Genomic DNA, 21,180 nt, shown 5'->3' on the forward strand with positions numbered 1-21,180 from the left:
CTCCACCACTACGAGACGGGGAGGAAACCTCGTGCGTCTACTCGTCACCGGAGCCGCCGGGTTCATCGGGTCCAACTACGTGTGCGGCCTGCTGTCGGGCCTGATCCCGGCGCCGCCGGAGGTCCGGGTCACGGTCCTGGACAAGCTCACCTACGCGGGGAACCTGTCGAACCTGGCCCCGTTCATGAACGATCCGCGCCTGACCTTCGTCGAGGGGGACATCGCCGACGACGCCCTGCTCGAAAAGCTCGTACCCGGACACGACGCCATCGTCAACTTCGCCGCCGAGAGCCACGTGGACCGCTCGATCGCCGGCTCGCAGGACTTCGTCCACGCCAACGTCGTGGGCACCCACGCGCTGCTCCAAGCGGCCCTGGACGCCCGGCTGCCGAGGTTCGTCCAGGTGTCGACGGACGAGGTGTACGGCTCCATCGCCCACGGCTCCTGGACCGAGGACAGCCCGCTGCTGCCCAACTCGCCCTACGCGGCGACGAAAGCGGCGGCCGACATGCTGGTGTCCGCGTTCGCCCGCACCCACGGTCTCCACGCGTCCATCACCCGCTGCGGCAACAACTACGGGCCCCGGCAGTATCCGGAGAAGCTGATCCCGCTCTCCCTCACCCGTCTCCTGGAGGGCGGACTGATCCCGCTGTACGGCGACGGGCTCAACGTCCGCCACTGGATACACGTGGAGGACCACTGCCGTGCCGTCCAGCTCGTCCTGGAGAAGGGGCTGCCCGACACCGTCTACAACGTCGGCGGCGGCACCGAGCTGTCCAACCGCGACATCGCCGACCGGCTGATGCGGCTCTGCGGCAGCCCCGCGGACAGCTACGCGTACGCACCGGACCGGCCGGGCCACGACTTCCGCTACTCGATCGAGGGCGAACGGCTGCGGGCGCTGGGCTTCACCCCGCGCATCGGCTTCGAGGAGGGCCTCGCCGCGACGATCCGCTGGTACCGCGAGAACCGTACGTGGTGGGAGCCGCTCAAGGCCGCCGCCGAGATCGCCCGGAACCGACCGTGAGTCACGAAGGGCCATGACCCGAGGAGTGCCATGCGCGGCATCATCCTGGCCGGGGGCACGGGCACCCGACTCGACCCGGTCACCCGAGCCGTCTCCAAACAGCTGCTGCCCGTCTACGACAAACCGATGGTCTACTACCCGCTGTCCGTCCTCATGCAGGCGGGGATCCGGGACATCCTCGTCATCAGCAATCCGCACCACCTCGACGCCTACCGCCGACTCCTGGGCACCGGAGCGGACCTCGGGCTGCGCCTGGAGTACGCGGCGCAGCCCGAGCCGCGCGGACTCGCCGAAGCCCTGCTGATCGGCGGTGAGTTCGTGGGCGACGACCAGCTGGCGCTGACGCTCGGCGACAACGTACTGGTCCGTCCCGGCCTGAGCGCCCTGCTGCGGGAGGAGCGCCGGCGCCTGGAGGGCTGCACCCTGTTCGGCTGTCCGGTGCCCGATCCGCGGCGCTTCGGGGTGGCGGAGCTCGACGCGTCGGGACAGGTCGTGTCACTGGAGGAGAAGCCCGACCGGCCCCGCTCGAACCTGGCGGTCGTCGGGCTGTACCTCTACGACAACGAGGCCCTGGCCCGGGCCGCGGAGCTGAAACCGTCCGACCGGGGCGAGCTGGAGATCACCGACCTCAACCGTACGTTCGTCGAGAGCGGCACGGCCCGGCTCGTACCGCTCGGCGAGGAGGCGACGTGGTTCGACACCGGGACGCACGAGAGCCTCCTGGAGGCGTCGGTGTTCGTCCGGGGCGAGGAACGGCAGGGCCGCCCGGTGGGCCGGGTCGACGACATCGCCCGGGAGATGGGCTACCTGCCGGCCGCGCCGGTGAGGACGGGCGGCTGACCGAGGGGCGGGCACGAAAGTGCGTGCGGACGGCATGGGCCGTCCGCACGCACGCGTGTGTCAGTCGTCGAGCAGGGCGGTGGCGCGGGTCCAGCCCGCGCCGGCCCCCTTCAGCTTCACGGGGAAGCAGGAGACCGTGTATCCGTACGGGCCGGGCAGGTCGTCCAGACACAGCCGCTCGATCTGGCAGTACTCCCTGCGGCGGCCCGCGAAGTGGGCGGGCCACAGCACTCCCTTGTCGCCCGTCCTCCGATACCGCCCGATCATGTCGGCGAACGGCGCGTCGAGGCTGAAGGCGTCGGTGCCGATCACCTTGACGCCGAAGTCCAGGAGATAGTCGACGGCCTCACCGTCGAGGCCGGTGAAATCGCTGAAGTACGCCGGGGTGCCCACGCGGGCGGAGGCCCCCGTGTGCAACAGGACGATGTCGTACGGCTCGGGGGTGCGGCCGAGGCGGGTCAGCTCCTTCGCGAGCACCTCCGCGCCGACGGCGCCGACCGGCTGGTCGCGCAGGTCGAGCCGGATCCCGGGCCGGTGGAACCAGTCCAGCGGCATCTCGTCGATATGGCGCGGTCGGCCGTAGTCGGCGACCGAGCCGTAGTGCGACGGTGCGTCGACATGGGTGCCCGTGTGGCTGGTGAGGGTGAAGGTGTCGAGCGAGAGCAGTTCGCCGCCCGGCAGCACGGACGGATCGAACTCCACCCCCAGATGCTTCCTCATCTCCTCGGCCATGTGCACGGCGCCCTGCGCCGGCGACAGGACCTCGTGGACCACGGGATCGGGCTCCCAGGCCGTCGCGTCGACCGGCGAGGACAGATCGATGATGCGCATGCGAGTGCCTCCTCTCTCCTCAGGCGGCCGGCAGGGTGAAGCCGCCGTCGGCGGTGATGACCTGGCCCTGGATCCACGCGGCCTCGTCGGAGCAGAGCAGCGCGACCACGGCGGCCACGTCGTCCGGTGTCGTCAGCCGGCCGGCCGGGGTCCGTGCGGCCAGCGCTTCGAGCATCTGGCGCGGGGCGGTGCCGTTCCCCTTGCTGATCTTCGCGGTCGACACGGCGTTCACGGTGATGCCGCTGCCCGCGAGCTCGGTCGCCAGATAGCGCACCAGAGCCTCCAGCGCGGCCTTGGCGACGCCGGCGCTGACATAGCCCGGCACGACGCGCCGGGCGCCCAGGCTGGACACGGCGACGATCCGGCCGGAGCGGCCCGCCATCAGGGCGGACAGCCCCTCGGCCCCGTACAGCAGCGGTCCCAGCGCGACGGACAGGGAGCGGTCGACGGCCTCGGACGAGGTGCCCAGGGTCGGCGACGGGGTGAAGAAGGCGGCGCTGTGCACGAAGAAGTCGAGGCCGCCGAAACGCTCCCGGACCTCGGTCAGCAGCCCGTCGAGCGCCGCCGGGTCGGAAACGTCGGCCTTCACCGCGACGGCGCTGCCGGGCAGCCCGTCGAGCGAGCCCACCGCCTCGGCGGCGGCCGCGTCGTCATGGGCGTAGTCGAGGATCACGTGGGCGCCGGCCGCGCGGAGTCTGCGGGCCACGGCGAGACCCACACCGCTGGTTCCCCCGGTCACCACCGCGGTGCGTCCCCGGGCGTCGGACATCAGTGGACGGTGCGTCACATCAGCTCCTGGCAAGTAGGTGGACAGGTCCGGTGCCGGGTGCGCCGTGCCCGTGTGCCGTCCGGCACACGGGCACGGCGCACGACGGCGCGGCGGGTCAGCGCGCGGGCTGCGACGCCCGGTCGAGCACGCGGTCGAGGACGCTCGTGAGCACCCGGCGCGGCTCCTCCAGCGCCCCCGCGGAGCGCCAGGCCACGAACATGTCCGGCCGTACGAGGAGGGCACCGTCGGGCTCCAGTCCCGCGGAGGCCGACCACGCGCCGTCCGGGTCGTCCACCTCGCAGCCGGGACCGACGCGATGGGCCCGCAGGTCGAGGCCGCTGCGGGCGGCCTCGGCCCGGGCGGCGGCGACCCAGTCCCCGCCCCGGGGACCGGCGAGCAGCACGAAGTTGCCCTCCGGCACCAGGTCGAGGATCGAGATCCGCTCGCCGTCGTGCTCGACCCAGGCGTGCGGGACGCGTGTGCCGGGTGCCCCGTCGAGGTTCTCGTCGGCCCGCACCAGCGACCGCAGTCCCTTCGGCGGGTCGATCAGCGCACCGTCGTCGTACTGGTACGCGAGCGAGGTGATCAGCGGGTCCGCCATCTCCACCGCCGAACGCTCGCCGTACTTCTCCGCGTCCCAGTGCAGGTCGAGGTGGGAGAAGCGCAGCAGCGCCTGGTCCCGGGTGAAGCGCATGATCGGCAGCCGCTCCACCTCGTAGCTCTTCAGAAGGCCGGCCCCGGCGTCGCCCTTGACCACATGGGCCAGCTTCCAGGCCAGGTTGCAGGCGTCCGCGACACCGCTGCTCATGCCGAAGGCGCCGATCGGCGGGATCGTGTGCGCGGAGTCTCCGGCGAGGATCACCCGCCCCTCGACGAGCCGCTCGGCGACCCGTGCCGACATCCGCCACGGAATGGTGCTGACGATCTCGACGGGGATGTCGTCGCGCCCGATCGCGGCCTTGATCAGCTGCACGCAGCGCTCGTCCGGGTAGTCGGAGAGCACTTCCTCGCCCTCCTTGTAGCTGATGTGGTAGATCCACCGGTCACGGTTGTTGATGGTGAGCAGGATGCCCTCGGAATCGGGGTTGTTGATCTGGGCGAAGGCGAACTCGTTCCCCTTCACCACCTCGCTGAGATCGGCGGTGAACAGGACGTTGATCATCGGGTTGCCGAGGCCGGTCGGCCCCTTCATCTCGATGCCGAGCGCCTGGCGCACCGTGCTGGCCGAGCCGTCCGCGGCGACCAGGTAGTCGGCGCGGACGGTGGAGGACTCGCCGTCGGGGCCGACCAGCGTCGCCGTGACACCGGAGTCGTCCGGCACCACGGATTCGAGCCGGGTGCCGAAGCGGACCACAGCTCCCCGGGCCGCGCAGGCCTCGCCGAGCACCTGGTCGATGCGGTCCTGTGCGATGGGTCCGACGGGCGTGGGGCTGATCCGCGCGGTCAGCTCGGCGACGTCCTTGGGCGGGGTGGGGATGCGCGGTGCCGCGGCGAGGTCCGAGCCCGCGATCGTGACGATGTCGACCTTGCCGTTGCTGGGCAGCAGATCGGCGCCGGCCGCCCGGATCGGGTCGTCGAGCCCGATGCTGCGGAAGAACTCCTTCACCGGCGGCTGCACCCCGGTGGCACGGGGGCGGGTGGTGGTGCCGGCGTGCCGCTCCACGAGCAGCACGGGCACGTCGTAGTGGGAGAGAGCTGCGGCCATGGACAGGCCGACGGTACCCGCACCCACGACCAGGACGGGGTAGTGTTCCTGCGACATTCTCAGCCTTCCTGCGAGCGATGTGGCGACTGTCCGGACTCTCCCCGGGGCATCTCAACAACCTGTCGAGAGCCGCTTGAGAGCGGGGTGTCGAGGCACACTCCAGCCGGTGTCGAGCGCGGTTCCCGAGAGTGCGGTCGCATACTTCCGAGGGAAGGCGAGCGACCATGACGCGTGCGGACACCTCCGCCCCCGAGACGCCCACCACGATGACCGCGGTGTTCCAGATGATCACCGGGCACTATCTGTCGACCGCGATCCACACGGCGGCCGGCCTCGGCCTGGCCGACGCCATGGCGGACACCGCTGTCGGCCATACCGAGCTGGCGGAGCGGACAGGCACCCATCCGGAGCCGCTGCTGCGGCTGTTGAGCCTGCTCGCCACCGCCGGGCTCGTCAGCGACGAAGGAGAGGGGCGCTTCGCGCTCACCGAGACCGGGCAACTGCTGCGCCAGGACGGTGAGGACTCGCTGCACGCCGTCGCGCTGATGCACGCGGGCCCCGGGCACATCCAACGCCTGTTCGGCCTGGGCGAGCTGATGAGGTCGGCGCCGCGCACCAGGGGCGCCGAGGAGGGAGCCAACCCGTTCGCCCAGATGCCGCCGCACATGGCCGCGATCTTCCAGCGGGCGATGACGCTGTTCAGCCGGCACACCTCACAGGCGGTCATCGAGGCGTACGACTTCGGACGGTTCGACACCCTCGTCGACGTCGGCGGCGGCGAGGGCTCCCTGCTCGCGGCCATCCTCCGGGCCACCCCGGGGCTGCGCGGCGTCCTCTACGACCTGCCGGTCGTGGCGGAGGCGGGAGCGCGCACGTTCGCCGAGGCCGGTCTCTCGGGGCGCGGAGAGGTCCTCAGCGGGGACTTCTTCACCTCCGTGCCCGCCGGCCACGACGCGTATCTGCTCAAGAACGTGGTGCACGACTGGGACGACGAGCGTTCCCTGACCCTGCTGCGGAACATTCGCGACGCCATGAAGCCGGACAGCAAGGTGCTGCTGGTGGAGACCGTCAGGCCGGCCCGGTTCGACACGGGCGTGGCCAGCCGGCTCGCCGCCTACAGCCACATCGGGATGCTGCTGGGCGGCGGCGCGGAGCGCAGCGGGCAGGAGTACGCCGATCTGCTGGCCGGCGCCGGGCTCACGCTGGTGCGGGCGGTGCCCGCCCGGCCCGCGTGGACCGGTGAGGCCACCGTCGGTGTCATCGAGGCGGTGCCGGCCTGACCGTTCGACGGCGGGGACGGCGGCACCGGTGGGCTGGATCCGGTGCCGCCGTCCGTCACAGCAAGCCGGACTCGCGGGCGATGCGGATGGCGTCGACGCGGTTGCGTGCGCCCAGTTTGGTCACGACCGTGGACAGGTAGTTGCGGATGGTGCCGCCCGCCAGCCTCAGCCGTGCGGCGATCTGGCGGGAGCCCTCCCCTTCGGACGCCATGCGCAGCACCTGCAGTTCGCGCGGTGTCAGCGGCGGTGGCTGGGAGTCCAGGGCGGCGAGGGCGAGTTCCGGGTCGATGACGCGCCGCCCCGCGGCGACGGAGCGGATCGCGTCGGTGAGGGCCTGCGGGTCGCTGTCCTTCAGCAGGAAGCCGTGCACGTGCGCCGCCAGCGCGCGGCGCAGATGCTCGGGCCGGGCGATGCTGGTGAGGATCATGGTGCGGCACTCCGGGACCGCGGTGTGCAGGGTCGCGGCGGCGGTCAGGCCGTCCATGCCGGGCATGCCGATGTCCAGGATCGCGACGTCCGGGCGCGTCGCCTGTGCGCGCGGCACGACCTGAGCCCCGTCGCTCAGCTCCGCCACGACTTCGATGTACGGGTCCAGGCCGATGAGCGACACGAGAGCCTTGCGGAGCAGCCGTTCGTCTTCAGCGATGAGCACTCGAACCATCATTCGGGTCATTCCCCCCGTTCACAGTTCATCCGTTCTCGAATTTCTGTTCGCAATTCTCGTAAGGGCCGGGGTGAGCCACAAGACCGCCTCATGCGGTGAGTGCTCCCGCGGCGTCCTCCCTGTGTGATAAGCACCGCCCCCTCGCGCGTCCCGGCGCCGGACGGTGCCGCGGACCGACCGCGGGCACCGTCCTCACCTCGGAGTGCTTACCGCCCCTGCCCGCCCCTACCGCCCGTCCTCCCGCGTGCCCGAGGGGCCCGCCGGACCGCTCCGGGCGACATGCTCGACCCGTTCCGTGCGCACCTCGGCGAAGCGCCTCAACCGCCGCCAGGCGGCGCCCTCCACCGCACGGTCGCGGGCCGCGGCGTCCCACCAGTAGGCGATGCCCGTGTAGCGGCCGGAACCCTGTAGCGAGCGGCTGAGATCCGCGTACCCGAAGCCGGGCAGGGTCCGTGTGCTCCTGGCGTGTTCCACGAAGGCGGCCTCGAACTCCTCGGCCGAACCCGTCAGCCGGTAGGACGTGACCTCGACCAGCGGCGCGAGCGCCTCGTCGGTCTCACCGGCAGGCCGCGGCGGGCGGACCCGGAAGAGGTTCTTGCAGGCGTCCACCTCCGCGTCCTCGAGCATGGACCGCATCGTCGCCTGGTGGGCACGGAACTCCGCGCTCCGCACGACGCGCAGGAACGCCTGCTGGTCGGTCCACCAGCCGAAGTTGAGGTAGACCGACGGGTCGTCCGCCAGGTGGACCGCGTGCTGCGACACGAAGCCCTCCTGGGCCCGCATGAACTCCACGTGCTCCAGGAAGAACATCTCGAAGTCCTTCGGGTCGCCCTTGGCGGTGAACCGGCCCACGGCCGTCACCAGGCCGCTCAGGTCCCGTGCCTCGTCCACGACGCCCGGCCGCCAGCCGCCGCCACCCCGCCCTCCGGCGGGCCGCACGGTCAGCTCCCTGCGGGTGATCAGCTCCGCGCGCAGCTCCCGGCGCGGGACCTTCCCGTTCGGGGAGCGCGGCAGGGCGTCGGCCGCCTCGACGTGTCGCACCCGCTGGTAGTACGGCAGGTCCCGGTTGACCTCCTCGGCGATCCCGGCGAGGACCGCGGGCACCTCCGAGGGATCGTCCGGCACCTCGCTCAGCGCGACGAACGCGTGGGCGACCTCGCCACTGGTCCCGTCGGGATAGCCGACGACGGCCGACTCGCGCACCAGCGGGTGCGCGTCGAGGAGGGTTTCGATCTCCGCCGGTGAGACCAGGTTGTTGTCACACGTGAACAGGTCCTTGATCCGGTCGACGACGTGCAGGAACCCGTCCTCGTCGACGTAACCGATGTCCCCGGTGGCCAGCCAGCCGTCGGCGTCGATGCCGGTGGGCTCGTCGGGGTCCAGATATCCCTTCATCACCTGCGGCCCGCGTACGAGGACCTCACCGCGGCCACCGGCCGGCAGCACCCGACGCGTCTCCAGGTCCACGACGCGGCACTCCGTGTCCCGCACGGTGCGGCCCACCGAGCCCGGCCGCGGGTCCTCCGGTCCCGCCGAGTGGGTCAGCGGGGACGTCTCGGCGAGCCCGTACCCCTGGAAGACCGGGATGCCGAAGTGCTCCGCCAGGAGCGTGCCGACCCGGGGCGGGAGCGCGCTGCCCCCGGAGGCGATCATCCGTACCGTGTCCAGCCGCAGGTTCGGCAGCTCCGGGTCGGCGGCCAGCCGGTTCAGCTTCATCGGGATGGTGTAGAAGTGGCTGGCGCGCGCGTCGTTGGCGGCCTCGACGGCGGCCCGGTCCTCCGGCGCGGTGCACGGCACATGGACGGCGCCCGCGTGTACCACGCCGTTCATGTGCATCAGATGGAACTTGGGCAGATGGTTCAGGACCACGGAGTCGGGGCCGAGTCCGTGTGCCTCGGCCACCTGGGCGGCGTTGACGGTCAGATTGCGGTGGCTCAGGAGCACCCCGCGCGGCAGACCGGTCGTACCGCTGGTGAACTGGACGCACGCCACGTCGTCCGCGGACAGGGCGGGCGGCGGCGCCATCGCGTTGCCGCGCACCTCGTACGCCGCGCTCAGATCGTCGATGGTGCGGATGTCGTTGGCGTCCGAGACGGGGCCGGGACCTACCAGGACCGCCTCGCGCAGCCGCGGGAGCCTGTCCCTGATCCCGCGCAGCTGGGTGAAGAGGTCGCTGGTGACGAAGGCCAGCCGGGCCCCCGACGAGGACAACAGGTGATGCAGGATGTGCGGGGGCAGCAGCGGGTTGATCGGCGCGGCGATGTTGCCGCTGCGGATGATCCCGTAGAACCCGACCATGAAGTCGGGGTGCGGGGGCGAGGCGACGGCGATCACGCACCGCTCCTCGCCCAGCAGCCCCCGGAGGGCGGCGGCGCACATCGTCGCCGCCCGGTCGATCTCGCCGTACGTGATGTCGCCGTAGTCGGCGCGGATCGCGGTCTTCCTCGGGTGGGCGCGCGCCGCGGCCGAGAGCAGGTCGTCGACGGTGGTGACGGGCTCAGCCATGGGCGCGCTCCTCCGCGTAGGCCCGTGCGTGCTCCAGGGTGGTGCGGCTGTTCTTGCCCAGCGCCGTTCGGACGACCGCCTTGGCCTGCTCCACGGTGGTCCGCTCGCCCAGCGCCTTCGCGGCGCCGACGGTGTCGATGAGGACGACGTGCCGCGAGGTCACCTCGAGGGCGCCGTCCTCCCGCTCCCGGATCAGCCACTCGCCGGTGTGGCCGGCCATGGCCAGGGGGAGCACGGTCTGCTTGTAGACGATGCGGTGCTCGGGGAAGCAGACCCGCACCGAACGGGTCGTGTGGGTCGTGCCGTCGACGGCACGGGTGCCCATCTCCATCTCCTGCACGCCGGGCGTGTCCTCGCGCAGCTCCAGCCGGGCGACGTGCGGCAACCGCTCGGGCCACCGTGCGGCGTCCGCGAGGAACGCGTACACATCGCCTGCTGCGCCCCTCACCCGTACGGAGTCCTCGAAGCTCAGCGCCAACTCCTCGCCACCACCGTCGAGTTCGACGGCGTCGCGCAGCCGGTCCAGTTCGGCGCGGCTGTTGCGGTCGACCGCCTGCCGGATCCAGCGCAGGCCCTCGGGGTCGTCGTCCAGTGCCCGGTAGTCGTGGTGCAGGACGACCAGCGTCTCCCGCTCCGACAGGGCTTCGAGCGACCACTCGCCGCCCATCGACGCCACCGGAGGCTGGCTGATCTCCTGCCGGAACCGCACGGAGAGCCGTGAGCGGTCCAGGCTCCGCCGCGAGGTCCAGGTCTTCACCTCGCCGTTGGCGAGCGCCCACAGCCGGATCCGCTCGTCGGGACCGGTGCGCTCCAACTGCTCGGCGTGAACGGTCGGAGGGAACAGGAGGGGCCACCGCGTCACGTCCGCGACCAGGTCGAAGACCGTGTCTGCCGGTGCCTTCACGGTGACGGAGTGCCGTACGCGTCGTGCCGCTGACTCGACCATGGTGTCGATGTCCTTCCCGGTCAGGCGTGACGGCGCCGCAGGAACTCCTGCGCGCTCTTGAGGGAGTCGAGGTTGCGGCCACCGCGGACCTCGGCGACGTGTTCCTTCGCCTCCGCCACGGTCCAGCCGCGCTTGGCCACGCCGTTGCGCTTGAGCAGCTCCGTCTGACCCGTGCGCACCAGCACGCCCTCGGGCGTCTGCTCGAACGCCATGTAGCCGTAGAGCATGTCGTCCAACGGGGGCAGCCCCTCCAGCTGGCGCCACACGATCTTCTCGCCGGGGAAGCAGACCCGGGCCTGCTTGGTGGTGTGCAGGGCGCCGCTGGGCACCTGGACATCCATGACGACGACCTGGAGGTGCTCGACGTCCTCCTGGGCGGAGGCGCTGAGGCAGTGCGGGATGCGCTCGTTCCAGCGGTCCGCCTCGTAGAAGTAGTTGTAGACGTCCTCGATCGGCTCGTCGATGACGAGCCGCGCCTCGTAGGACACTTCGAGCTCGGCGATGTCCTCACGCGCCTCGACGAAGCCCTTGAGCTGCTCCAGCTGCGCGGCGGCGCCGCGGTCGAGCAGGGCGACCGCCTCCTCGCCGCCGGACGCCGAGGCGTCGAGCTCGTACGCGTGGCGCAGCTCCACCTCCGTGGAGCCGTCGGACCGGGCCGTGAACGACCACTCGCCGGACGCGGCGGTCAGCGGCGCGGCCGGGTTCTCGTGCGCGAACGTGATCCGCCCGGCGGCCCGGTGGAGTTCACGGCGGGCCCGCCACGTCCTGACCGCGTCGAGCGGCTGGACCCAGGACCACCGCTCCACGCGGTCGCCGGCGTCGTCACGTTCCACGTACGCCGTGTGCAGGACCGAAGGGAAGATCCGCCGGTGCTGCTCCACGTCGGCGATCAGGTCGAAGACCGCGTCGACGGGTGCGTCGACGCTGACGGAGTGGACGGAATGCTTGATGGTGCTCGACACGGATGCGCTCCTCTGCGCCCGGGCGCCGCGACGGCAGGCACGAACATGCGGCGCACGGGAGGGAATCTGGCAAGGCCCGCTCGAAACCGGCTCCATCCGTGCTGGACACCGCCGCTCGGGGCCGGCCGGGGGCGGCGTGCTTCGAGCCCGGTTCGAGACGCGGTGGTGAACGTGAGGGCGACACCATCGACGAGGGAGCGGGATCACCATGAATCGACGGAAGCTGGGAATCGGCGGACCCGAGGTCTCCGCCATCGGGCTGGGCTGCATGGGGATGTCGGGAGGGTACGGCGCCACCCCGCCCGAAGAGTGCGTACGAGCCGTCCGGCACGCCCTCGACCTGGGGGTGAGCCTCTTCGACACGGCCGACTTCTACGCGGACGGGGACAACGAGCGGCTTCTCGGCAGGGCCCTGTCCGGCCGCCGCGACGAGGCCGTGATCGTCACCCGGGGCGGCGTCCGTTCCCGCACCCCCGGCGGCCCGCCCGTCGCGATCGACGGCAGCCCCGGGTATCTGCGTCGGGCGTGCGAGGCTTCGCTGCGGCGGCTCGGCGTCGAGCGGATCGACGTCTACTGCCTGGGCCGGGTCGATCCGCGGGTACCCGTCGAGGAGAGCGTGGGCGCGCTGGCGGAGCTGGTCGCCGAGGGCAGGATCGGCCACATAGCCCTGTCGGAAGTGTCCGCCGACACCCTGCGACGGGCGCACCGCGTGCACCCGGTCACCGCCCTGGAGAGCGAATACTCGCTGTGGGAGCGGCACGTCGAGGACGACATCCTGCCGACGGCCCGCGAGCTGGGCGTGGGGCTGCTGGCCCACACCCCGCTCGGCAAGGGCTTCCTGACCGGCACCCTGCACAGCCCCGTCGAGCTGGGGGAGCGGGACCACCGGCGCAACCACCCGCGCTGGCAGGGCGAGAACTTCCTGCGCAACCGCGAGATGGTCGACGAGGCGGCGGACATCGCGACGGAACTCGGCGTCAGCCGGGCCCGCCTCGCCCTGGCCTGGCTCCTGGCCCGGGGCGACGACATCGTCCCGATCCCCGGCAGCAGGCGCCACGCCCACCTGACCGACAACGCCGCCGCCACCGGCCTGGTCCTGTCCCCGGACCAGGTCGCCCGTCTGGAGGGCATCTTCCGGCCGGAGCGGGTGTCGGGAGCCCGCCACCCCGCGCACCGCGAGCAGGCCGGCGCCGACCGCGACGGCTGACACCGGCACGCGCGAGCGGGGGGTGGTCCGGGGCCACGCCCGGACCACCCCCCGCCGCGCGGACAGCGCTCAGGCGACCCCGAACCACGTGGTGAGGGCCGCACGCAGCCCCTCGGTCTCCGCGTCCCCGGGTCCCGCCGCCCAGACGGCATAGCCGTCGGGACGGATCAGGAGGGCGTCGGCCGGCGGACGCTCCACACCTTCCGCCCGCACCACCCGCACGCGCGACGACCAGGGCGCCGCGACGCCCTGCGCCTTGCCCGAGAAGTCCAGGAGCAGGCCCCGGCCCGGGTGGAGAAGCCGGACCAGGGTCGTGTCGCCGTCCGGGGCGGTGAGGGCGAGGTCCCTGGCGAACGAACCGGTCAGCGGGTGCCCGTCGCCCAGGTCGTACCGCAGGCCGGCGCCCGTCGCCAACCGGGCGAGACGCAGGTTGACCTCGGGGATCTCCAGCAGCCGGGAGAACAGCTCCCGCAGCGCGGTCACGTTGCGGGACGGGTCGAGGAGGGCGAGCTGGGTCCTGCTGTAGTCCAGGACGCCGGCGGCGGCGGGCCGCCGCTCCGCCTCGTAGCTTTCGAGCAGCCCGTCGGGCGCCCACCCCCGCACCCGCGCGGCGAGCTTCCAGCCGAGGTTCGCCGCGTCCTGAAGACCGAGGTTCAGACCGAGACCGCCGTACGGGAAGTGCACATGGGCGGCGTCACCGGCCAGCAGCACCCGCCCGGCGGCGTACCGGTCGGCCAGCCGCGTCGTGTCGCCGAACCGCGTCATGAAGGTGGGGTCGGCGATCGCCAGGTCCCGGCCGAGGATCCTGCGGACCGCCCCGCGGAACTCCTCGAACGTCACGGGCGCGTCGCGGTCCGGGTGGGGCCGCCCGAACTCGTTGGTGACGATCCGTACGACACCGTTGGGCCGGGGATTGATGTTGACCGTGCCGACGTCGGTGCGGGTGATGCCGCGCCGCTCCTCGGCCATCGTCGGCAGCGAACAGTCGCAGAGCATGCCGCCCACGGTCGGGCCCGTGCCCGGGAAGCCGATGCCGGCGAGCTTGCGGACCACGCTGCGCCCGCCGTCACAGCCCACCAGATAGCCGCCGCGCACCCGGAGTTCACCGCCGGGCACGGCGACCGTGGCGGTCACTCCGTCGGCGTCCTGCGCCAGCCCCACCACATCGTGCTGCCGCAGGACCCGCACACCGAGCGTTCCGGCCCGTGCTTCGAGGACCTCCTCGACCCTCGTCTGCGGCACGTTCAGCAGATACGGGTGGTCGGCGTCGATCCGGTCGAGCGCGAGCAGCGGCCACAGCCCGGCGAAGGGCATCTTCGGCCACGGCGCCTTCTCGTGCGTCAGCCCGTCCAGCAACCCCCGCCGGTCGAGGGTCTCCACCGTACGGGCGTGCAGCCCCCAGGCCCGCGCGACGGTGGGCCGCCCCCCGGCGCGCTCCAGAACCACCGTGCGCACACCCGCGAGACCCAGCTCGCACGCGAGCATGAGGCCGACCGGGCCGCCGCCCGCGATCACGACGTCCGTGGTGATGTCGGCGCCGGAGTCCGCTCCGGCGTTCCGCTCCGCTCGCGCGGTCATGTGCTGCCCCTTGTCGTCGGTCGTCATGCCTGGTGGCCCAGCACGATGCGCAGCGGCAGTCCGGGCCGCTCCGCGGTCGAAGGATCGGTGAGCCCCGCCGAGGCGAGGATCTTGCGGTACATCGCGGTGGAGTGCAGCTCGCCCTCCCGGGTCCAGGCCAGCATCAGCAGGTTGAGCATGTGGGCGTGGTAGTCCGCCGCGGGAGGACCGTTCTCCGTGGTGAAGCCGACGACGACCACCCGTCCGCCCGGCTTGAGCCGCCCGGCCAGCCGCCGTACCAGCTCGACGCAGCGGCGGGCGGAGAACTGGAAGAGGAAATTGCCGAGGACCACCACGTCGTACGTGCCGTCCGGCTCCACCTCGAACGCGTCGCCGGCGAGGTAGCGGACGCGGTCGCCGAGTCCGGCACGCTCCGCGTGCCGCCGGGCGACATCGAGGACCTTCGGCCAGTCGAGGCAGGTCACCGTGGCCCGGGGGTCGCCCTCGGCCAGAGCGAAGCCGAACAGACCGTGCCCGCAGCCGACGTCGAGGACGTCCAGGGACTCCCGCTCCTTCGCCCACGGCAGGACCGTGTCGGCGACGAACGCGGCGCCGGGCCGGGTGGCGAAGGTCAGGTGGGTGGCGAAGTCGGCCCAGTACGGGAAGTCCGCCGACTCCCCGTTGGCGTCGAGCAGTGTGCCGCCGTTGCGCACGACCTCGGCGAGGTCCCGCATGGCGTCCCACTCCCAGTCGCTCGATGCGACGTCGACGACCCCTCCGGCGTACTGCGGACTGCTCGTCACCAGCAGTTCCCGCGCTCCCTCGGGGAGGGTGAACTGCTCCCCGTCCGCCTTCAGGAGTCCGGCCGCCGCCAGCGCCCGCAGCAGGACACGGGTGCCCCGGGCGTCGGCCCGCAGCATCGCGGCGACGTCGTCGGGATCGGCGGGCCCCGCCGCCAGGGCGTCGAACACCCCCAGACGGATCGCGGCACGTAGCAGATAGGTCGACTTGAAGGCCGTCATCATCTCCAGCAGCCGTTCGCGGCTGACCGGGACGTCGGTGTCGGGCATGGTCTCCTCCGTGGTACCGGCAGTGGGCGTCGAAGGTCGCACCCAGGACTCGAACCGGCGTCAAGACCCGATGGAGGAGAGGCCTCCCGTCGAGCACCGCACGAGTGGCACGGCGCACCGTCCCTCGGAAGCGCGGCGAAGGCCGCCCGGCTAGGAGGCAGGGATGGCTGGACAGGGGAAGACGTGGTCGAACCGCGCGCACGCGCTGCTCGGCCGGTGTGCCGGATCGGTCTGGGAGGCCCTGGTCACCCACGGCACGCTCATGGCCGGCGAGGCGGTCTGGAGCCAGGAGGCCGTGTATGCGGCGGGCTGGCCGCTCTCGCCGCGCCCCGCGGCCGCGGTACACGGGTCGCCCGGGCGGCGGCCCGCGGACGTGTCCGTCGCCGAACTGGAGGAGATGCTGCGCCGGGAGTGAGCCGGGCGGCTTCGAGCGGGTGTCGAGTTCCCGTGCAGCGCCGCTGACGATGCTCCTGGCATGCCTATTTCACCCTCCGAACAGGGCGGGCGGGCCGCGGTCGTCTGCGGGCTGGGCGCGTGGCTGCCGCCCCGCGCCGTCAGCAACGACGAGCTGGCCACCCGCATCGACACCTCCGACGCGTGGATCCGCTCCCGCACCGGCATCCGCACCCGTCACTTCGTCTCCCCGGGCATGCCGACCTCGCGGCTGGCGACCGAGGCCGGAGCACGCGCGCTGGAGTCCGCCGGGCTCGACTCCGTGGACGCCGTGGTGCTCGCCACCACGACGCCGGACCGCCCGTGCCCGGCCACGGCCCCGTTGGTCGCCCATGAACTGGGGCTCACGGGACGGCCCGCCTTCGACGTGTCGGCGGTGTGCACCGGCTTCCTCTACGCGGTCGCCACGGCCGCGGGGCTGATCGCCTCCGGGGCGGCCGACCACATCCTCGTCATCGGCGCCGACGCCTTCAGCACGATCGTCGACCCCGAGGAGCGTTCGACGGCCGTGGTGTTCGGGGACGGCGCGGGCGCGGTGGTGCTGCGCGCGGGCGGGACCGGGGAGCCGGGCGCGGTCGGCCGCGTCGAACTGGGCGCCGACGGGTCGCTCACCGACCTGATCACCGTGCGGGCCGGCGGCTCCGCGACCCGCTCGACGGACGTGCCGCCGAGCCGCGCCGACGCCCACTTCTCCATGGCCGGCCAGGAGGTGTTCTTCCACGCGGTGACCCGTATGGCCGGAGCCTCGCGCACGGCGATCGCCGACGCCGGGTGGCGCACCGACGAGGTCGACCGGCTCGTCGGACACCAGGCCAACGCGCGCATCCTGCACGCGGTGGGGGAGCGGCTGGACATCCCCCGGGACCGGATCGTGATCCACCTCGACCGCGTCGGCAACACGGCCGCCGCGTCGATCCCGCTCGCCCTGGCCCACGCGCAGTCCACCGGTGAGCTCCGCCCCGGGGACCGGGTCGTGCTGAGCGCCTTCGGCGGCGGCGCGACCTGGGGGGCCACGGCCCTGACCTGGCCCGTACTGAAGACCACCTGAGCGGCGACGTGCGAACAGCGCACGCCGACCGGACGCGCGGGGCGGGCCGATCCCCGACCCGCCCGACGAAAGCCCCGCACACCGCAGTTCGACCATCTGGAGAGGCGACCGACATGAGTGAGATCACGCAGCCGACGTTCGAGCAGATCGCGGACGTCATCGCGGAGAAGTTCGACGTACCGCGCCATCTGATCGTCCCCGGGGCCATGCTGGAGGACATCGAGCTGGACTCCCTGGCCGTCATCGAGGTCGGGCTGATCGTGGAGAAGCGGTTCGGCTTCGAGGTGCCCACGGAGGACCTCGGGTCCGGAGGGACCGTCGCCGAGCTGTACGACTTCGTCACCGCGGCGGCCCGCGCCGCGTGAGAGCCCGCAGCGGGCGGCACGGGTCCACGGGCCGTGGACGGAGGCGAGCGGGTTCCGGACGGAGGCGAGGACGCCGTACCAGGGCGGGGTGATCACCGGCCGGTCCCACGTTCCCGGCCGACGCGGGGCGCCCCGCCCGGCGTCGGCCGGGAGTACGGCGGGAGGACGGCCAGGAAGTCACGGGTCCGGGCTCGCGCGCCCGTGCCACGTGGCTGCCCGCGGTCCCGTGGACGACGGCATCGACCCGCCGGGACCCGCGAGCTTCTCGTCGAGCCGCTCGCCGTGCTCCGCTCCGGGCGAGCGGATCTCCCGCACCCAGCACGACGATCCGGCTCCGTGAGCACGGACGCCCCGCGGCCGGGGGTGTGGACCGCCCGGCCGCGAGGCGCCGTGACCGCGAACGTCGGTCACTCGTGCCAGTTGTCCGTGAAGAGGCCGATGACCGTGCCGGTCGGGTCGCTCACGTCGGCGAACGCCTTGCCGCCGCTGATCGCCTGCGGTCCGGAGAGCACCTTCGCACCCAGCTCGTCCACGCGCCGCAGGGTCTGCGGAAGGTCGAAGACGTAGATGTACAGCACGCTGCCCGGCGTCTCGGACCCCGGCTGGTCGCCGATCAGGCAGCCGATCATCCGCCCGCGGTTGAGCACCGCGAACGTGATGTCGTTGATGGCCTTGAACTCCCAGCCGAAGAGCTTCTCGTAGAAGACGCGGGCGGCAGCGGCGTCCGGGGTCCTGATGTGCCAGAAACAGACCGTCCCCTCGCCGTCCGTGGTGGCGTCACTGCTGCGGCCGGATTCCTGTGTGGTCATGGTGGTCCGCCTTCCAGTCTGCGGCGACGAGCGATCGCGCGTGCCGACTCTCACCGGCAACGTACGGAGCCCCGCTCAACACCGGCTCGTGTCACCTTCGACGCCCGCGCCACGCTCCCGCGCGCCCTCGACCCAGGGCCGAGGCGCCCTCAAGGACCGTGGCGCACGCTGTCGCCGCCGCCCGACCACCCGGCGTGCCCCGCGAAGTGCCCGATGCCCCGCACCTCTTCCCAAGGAGCCTCGATGCGCCTGCTGTATCTCGCCCTGTCCCAGGCCACCTACGGGGAGACCCTCATCGGTCTCTCCCTCGCCGACCAACTGCGCGCGCCGGGCGTGAGCGCGCACTTCGTGTCTCCCGAGAGCGCGCGGGCGAGCGTCGAACAGCACGGGTTCGGGTGCACGACGCTCGACGAGTCCGCCGGCCCCCGGGTGCGCGGCCTGCTGAGCGACATCGTGAAGGAGCAGCGGCCCGACGGCATCATCCTCTCCGACTACTTCACCTACTGGTCGCAGTTGGAGAAGCGCTTCGGCACGGACCCGTGGTTCATCCACGAGTTGGGGGTGCCCGTCCTGCCCATCGACATCTGGGAACTCGAGGAGTCCTCGTTCCGCATCGACGTGTGCGGCGGACCCGGACAGGAGATCGACCCGCACATCCGGCGGATGCCGGCCCATCTGCGGCCGGTCCCGGTGGCGCACACGGCCGAGACCGGCGCCCCGGGCTTTCCGTACCGGGTCATCGAGCCGGAGAGCCGGCTGAGCGACGAGGAGCGGGGGCGCGTGCGCGCCGGACTCGGACTCACCGCCTCGGACCGGCTGGTGATGTTCCCGGTGTCGGAGTGGCAGCAACCGCCGCGCGGCAAGCGGGGGATGGTCACCGACATGGTGCACCGGCTCGCCGCCGGCGTCCCCGAGCTGATCGTCCGGTATCTGCGCGGCCTGCCCGAATCGACGCACGTCCTCGTGGTGGGCGAACCGCTCGCGGCGTTCTCCGAGTTCCCCGCGGAACGGCTCCATGTGCTGCCCAGGGTGCCCCGCGAGCGCTACCACGCCCTGCTGTCCTCGTCCGACCTGATCGTCTCGCTCAGCATGGCCGCGATGACGGTCATCCGCTCGCTGTTCCTCGACGTTCCCTCGCTGATGATCAGCAACAGCTTCACCGTCCGGGACGAGGCCGACGCGCACGCGGCGGACCGGGCGCTCGGCGGCCTGTCGCCGGCGGTGACGAAGTGGCTCGCGTCCTACGGCCCGATCGAGCCCTTCCGGCAGTGGCCCAAGGGCGCCTTCGCCTTCCAGGCGCCGCTGTGGCGTGAGAACGCGTACACGACGGCTGTCGCACAGGCCGAACTCCTGGACGAGAACGGCGTCACCGCACTGATGGAACGGCTGCTCCACGACCCGGAGGAGCGGCGCGAGCGCGCCGGGGCGCGGGCCGAGTACGTCGCGTCCGTCAACGCACTGCCGCCCGCTTCGACGGTGGTGCGCCGTGCGCTCGCGACCGCTCGAGCTACACGTGTCGAGATTGACATGTATAATACGACAGGTTGACTTCGTGATTCCTTCCAGACGCGCCCCGACTCCGGTGAAGGTGATGAAGACCATGGGCACACCCCCCGCGACGCCACTCCGGGAACTCTTCCTACGACTGTCCGTCCGTCAGCGGGCGGCGGTGATCGCCGCCGTCGTCACCACCGCGTTCCTCAGTTCCCTCGACGCCATGGTGATGAGCACCGCCATGCCGCGGGTGGTCGACGGACTCGGTGGCGCCGAGGCGCTCTACCCCTGGGTGGTCACCGCCTATCTGCTCTCGTCCACGGCGGTCCTGCCGCTGTACGGCAGGTACTCCGACCTCTACGGACGCCGGCCGGCCGTTCTGATCGGCCTGGCGGCCTTCCTCCTCGGCTCGGTGCTGTGCGCGCTCGCCGGTTCCATGGCCCAGCTGATCGCCTACCGCACCGTCCAGGGCCTCGGGGCGGGAGCCCTCCTGGCGGTGAGCATGTCCCTGATCCGGGAGCTCTTCAGCATGGAAGCGCTGAAGAAGCTTCAGATGATCATGGGCAGCATGATGGCGGCGTCCTTCATCGGCGGCCCCTTCATCGGAGGTGCGCTCACCGACCTCCTCGGCTGGCGCTCGGTGTTCTGGCTGAACCTCGTCATCGGCCTGCCCGCGCTGTGGATCCTGGCCACACTCCTGCCCTACTACCGGGAGCCGCACGCGCCCCGCGGGCGGCAGGACGTGGCCGGGGTGCTGCTGCTCATCGGCTGCATCACCGTCACGCTGGTCGGCCTGACGCAGAAGAGCCGGACCGGGCCCGGAGGCGACCTCACCCCCTGGACGGACCTCGGCGTGGCCGGCTGCCTCGTGGCCGGCGCCGCCCTCCTCGCCCTCTTCGTGGTCAATGAGCGACGGGCCGCCATTCCGCTGCTGCCCCTCCAGCTGTTCCGGATCAGGAACCACTCCGCGATCGTCGCCATCGCGTTCTTCTACTCGATCGCGCTCTTCCCCGCCGTCATCTACCTGCCGCTCTACTTCCAGCAGACGCGCGGGATGCAGGCCACCACGTCGGGCATGATGATCTTTCCCATGATGATCGGCCTCGTCGGCAGCAACCTGGCCTGCGCGCCGCTGATCTGGAAGAGCGGCTGGGGCAAGCGGGTGCTGGGCATCGGCGCGGTGCTGCTCGGCGCCGGGGCGGCGCTGTTCGGCCTCGTCGACGGCGGGACGCCGCTGCCGCTGCTCTTCCTCTTCATGCTGCTGCTCGGCCTCGGCATGGGTCCTTCCATGGCCGCCATCGGACTCATGGCGCAGAACTCCGTGCCCCGCTCCCACATCGGCACCGCGACATCGACCACCATGCTGTCCAAGGCCATCGGCAACGCGGTGGGCCTCGCCGTGGGGCAGAGTCTGCTCGTCTGGCTGCTCAACTCCGGTGGGGGCGACGGCGGGGGCGACGGAGGGAGCGCCGTGGGCGCGCAGACCTCGGCGATCATGACGACCATCCAGATCGTGGGCGTGGTCGGAGCGGTCTGTGTCCTGGCCGGGGTGGCACTGATCAAGGACCTGACCATCGAGAAGTGGAACGGCCCGAGCGCCGCGCCGAAGACCGCGGTCGCGCGGCCGGTCGAAGCCGACTGAGACGAC

19 protein-coding genes are annotated in these 21,180 nt (G+C 72.0%); 9 read left to right on the plus strand and 10 right to left on the minus strand.

The window, feature by feature from the left end; genetic code table 11:
• Positions 1–31 precede the first annotated feature (31 nt).
• The gene (gene rfbB, locus ACIRJT_RS17490; protein ID WP_403910028.1) at positions 32–1,027 is read left to right on the plus strand and encodes a dTDP-glucose 4,6-dehydratase; all 996 of its coding nucleotides are present in this window, start codon (positions 32–34) and stop codon (positions 1,025–1,027) included.
• A 30-nt stretch (positions 1,028–1,057) separates the two neighbouring features.
• Positions 1,058–1,867 (plus strand): sugar nucleotidyltransferase, encoded by an 810-nt coding sequence (locus ACIRJT_RS17495; protein WP_403910031.1) that lies wholly within the window; start codon positions 1,058–1,060, stop codon positions 1,865–1,867.
• Between the two features lie 60 nt (positions 1,868–1,927).
• On the opposite strand, the gene ACIRJT_RS17500 is transcribed toward ACIRJT_RS17495, so the two are convergent.
• From ACIRJT_RS17500 to ACIRJT_RS17510, 3 genes are all read right to left on the minus strand, one after another.
• Positions 1,928–2,698, minus strand: coding sequence for a cyclase family protein (locus ACIRJT_RS17500; RefSeq protein WP_403910034.1), 771 nt, complete (start codon positions 2,696–2,698; stop codon positions 1,928–1,930).
• Between the two features lie 19 nt (positions 2,699–2,717).
• Positions 2,718–3,485 carry an SDR family oxidoreductase gene (locus ACIRJT_RS17505; protein WP_403910037.1) on the minus strand — a complete coding sequence of 256 codons (768 nt, stop codon included), beginning with the start codon at positions 3,483–3,485 and terminating at the stop codon, positions 2,718–2,720.
• Between the two features lie 97 nt (positions 3,486–3,582).
• Entirely contained in the window at positions 3,583–5,229 is a 1,647-nt protein-coding gene (locus ACIRJT_RS17510; protein ID WP_403910040.1) for an FAD-dependent monooxygenase, read from the minus strand.
• A 167-nt stretch (positions 5,230–5,396) separates the two neighbouring features.
• Between ACIRJT_RS17510 and ACIRJT_RS17515 the strand changes: the two genes are divergently transcribed.
• The gene (locus ACIRJT_RS17515) at positions 5,397–6,452 is read left to right on the plus strand and encodes a methyltransferase (protein ID WP_403910042.1); all 1,056 of its coding nucleotides are present in this window, start codon (positions 5,397–5,399) and stop codon (positions 6,450–6,452) included.
• Positions 6,453–6,507: 55 nt separating this feature from the next.
• Here ACIRJT_RS17515 and ACIRJT_RS17520 read toward each other — a convergent pair whose 3' ends face one another.
• The 4 genes from ACIRJT_RS17520 to ACIRJT_RS17535 form a co-directional block, all read right to left on the minus strand.
• A complete protein-coding gene (locus ACIRJT_RS17520) occupies positions 6,508–7,113 on the minus strand; it encodes a DNA-binding response regulator (RefSeq protein WP_403910585.1) in 606 nt (201 codons plus the stop codon).
• A 228-nt stretch (positions 7,114–7,341) separates the two neighbouring features.
• Positions 7,342–9,621 (minus strand): AMP-binding protein, encoded by a 2,280-nt coding sequence (locus ACIRJT_RS17525; protein WP_403910045.1) that lies wholly within the window; start codon positions 9,619–9,621, stop codon positions 7,342–7,344.
• A complete protein-coding gene (locus tag ACIRJT_RS17530; RefSeq protein ID WP_403910048.1) occupies positions 9,614–10,567 on the minus strand; it encodes an aromatase/cyclase in 954 nt (317 codons plus the stop codon). Before ACIRJT_RS17530 ends, ACIRJT_RS17525 begins: the two co-directional genes overlap by 8 nt.
• A gap of 20 nt (positions 10,568–10,587) precedes the next feature.
• Positions 10,588–11,529, minus strand: coding sequence for an SRPBCC family protein (locus tag ACIRJT_RS17535; RefSeq protein ID WP_403910051.1), 942 nt, complete (start codon positions 11,527–11,529; stop codon positions 10,588–10,590).
• 208 nt (positions 11,530–11,737) lie between these two features.
• On the opposite strand from ACIRJT_RS17535, the gene ACIRJT_RS17540 reads away from it, so the two are divergent.
• On the plus strand, positions 11,738–12,736 hold the full coding sequence (locus tag ACIRJT_RS17540; protein ID WP_403910053.1) for an aldo/keto reductase: 999 nt from the start codon (positions 11,738–11,740) through the stop codon (positions 12,734–12,736).
• Positions 12,737–12,805: 69 nt separating this feature from the next.
• On the opposite strand, the gene ACIRJT_RS17545 is transcribed toward ACIRJT_RS17540, so the two are convergent.
• Together ACIRJT_RS17545 and ACIRJT_RS17550 are read right to left on the minus strand one after the other, a co-directional pair.
• A complete protein-coding gene (locus tag ACIRJT_RS17545; RefSeq protein ID WP_403910056.1) occupies positions 12,806–14,314 on the minus strand; it encodes an FAD-dependent monooxygenase in 1,509 nt (502 codons plus the stop codon).
• A gap of 23 nt (positions 14,315–14,337) precedes the next feature.
• On the minus strand, positions 14,338–15,363 hold the full coding sequence (locus tag ACIRJT_RS17550; RefSeq protein WP_403910058.1) for a methyltransferase: 1,026 nt from the start codon (positions 15,361–15,363) through the stop codon (positions 14,338–14,340).
• Positions 15,364–15,526: 163 nt separating this feature from the next.
• On the opposite strand from ACIRJT_RS17550, the gene ACIRJT_RS17555 reads away from it, so the two are divergent.
• From ACIRJT_RS17555 to ACIRJT_RS17565, 3 genes are all read left to right on the plus strand, one after another.
• Positions 15,527–15,778: a hypothetical protein gene (locus tag ACIRJT_RS17555; protein WP_403910061.1), complete on the plus strand. Its 252-nt coding sequence runs from the start codon at positions 15,527–15,529 to the stop codon at positions 15,776–15,778.
• A 60-nt stretch (positions 15,779–15,838) separates the two neighbouring features.
• Entirely contained in the window at positions 15,839–16,864 is a 1,026-nt protein-coding gene (locus tag ACIRJT_RS17560) for a beta-ketoacyl-ACP synthase III (RefSeq protein ID WP_403910064.1), read from the plus strand.
• A 113-nt stretch (positions 16,865–16,977) separates the two neighbouring features.
• On the plus strand, positions 16,978–17,229 hold the full coding sequence (locus tag ACIRJT_RS17565) for an acyl carrier protein (protein ID WP_403910067.1): 252 nt from the start codon (positions 16,978–16,980) through the stop codon (positions 17,227–17,229).
• 407 nt (positions 17,230–17,636) lie between these two features.
• Here the strand turns inward: ACIRJT_RS17565 and ACIRJT_RS17570 are convergent, their stop codons facing one another.
• Positions 17,637–18,038, minus strand: a complete 402-nt coding sequence (locus tag ACIRJT_RS17570) for a VOC family protein (protein WP_403910070.1) — start codon at positions 18,036–18,038, stop codon at positions 17,637–17,639.
• Positions 18,039–18,281: 243 nt separating this feature from the next.
• Between ACIRJT_RS17570 and ACIRJT_RS17575 the strand changes: the two genes are divergently transcribed.
• On the plus strand, positions 18,282–19,586 hold the full coding sequence (locus tag ACIRJT_RS17575) for a DUF6365 family protein (protein ID WP_403910073.1): 1,305 nt from the start codon (positions 18,282–18,284) through the stop codon (positions 19,584–19,586).
• A 52-nt stretch (positions 19,587–19,638) separates the two neighbouring features.
• On the plus strand, positions 19,639–21,174 hold the full coding sequence (locus ACIRJT_RS17580) for an MFS transporter (protein WP_403910076.1): 1,536 nt from the start codon (positions 19,639–19,641) through the stop codon (positions 21,172–21,174).
• Positions 21,175–21,180: the final 6 nt, after the last annotated feature.

It is taken from the genome of Streptomyces sp. NPDC102283 (genome assembly GCF_044766265.1).
Lineage (GTDB): Bacteria > Actinomycetota > Actinomycetes > Streptomycetales > Streptomycetaceae > Streptomyces.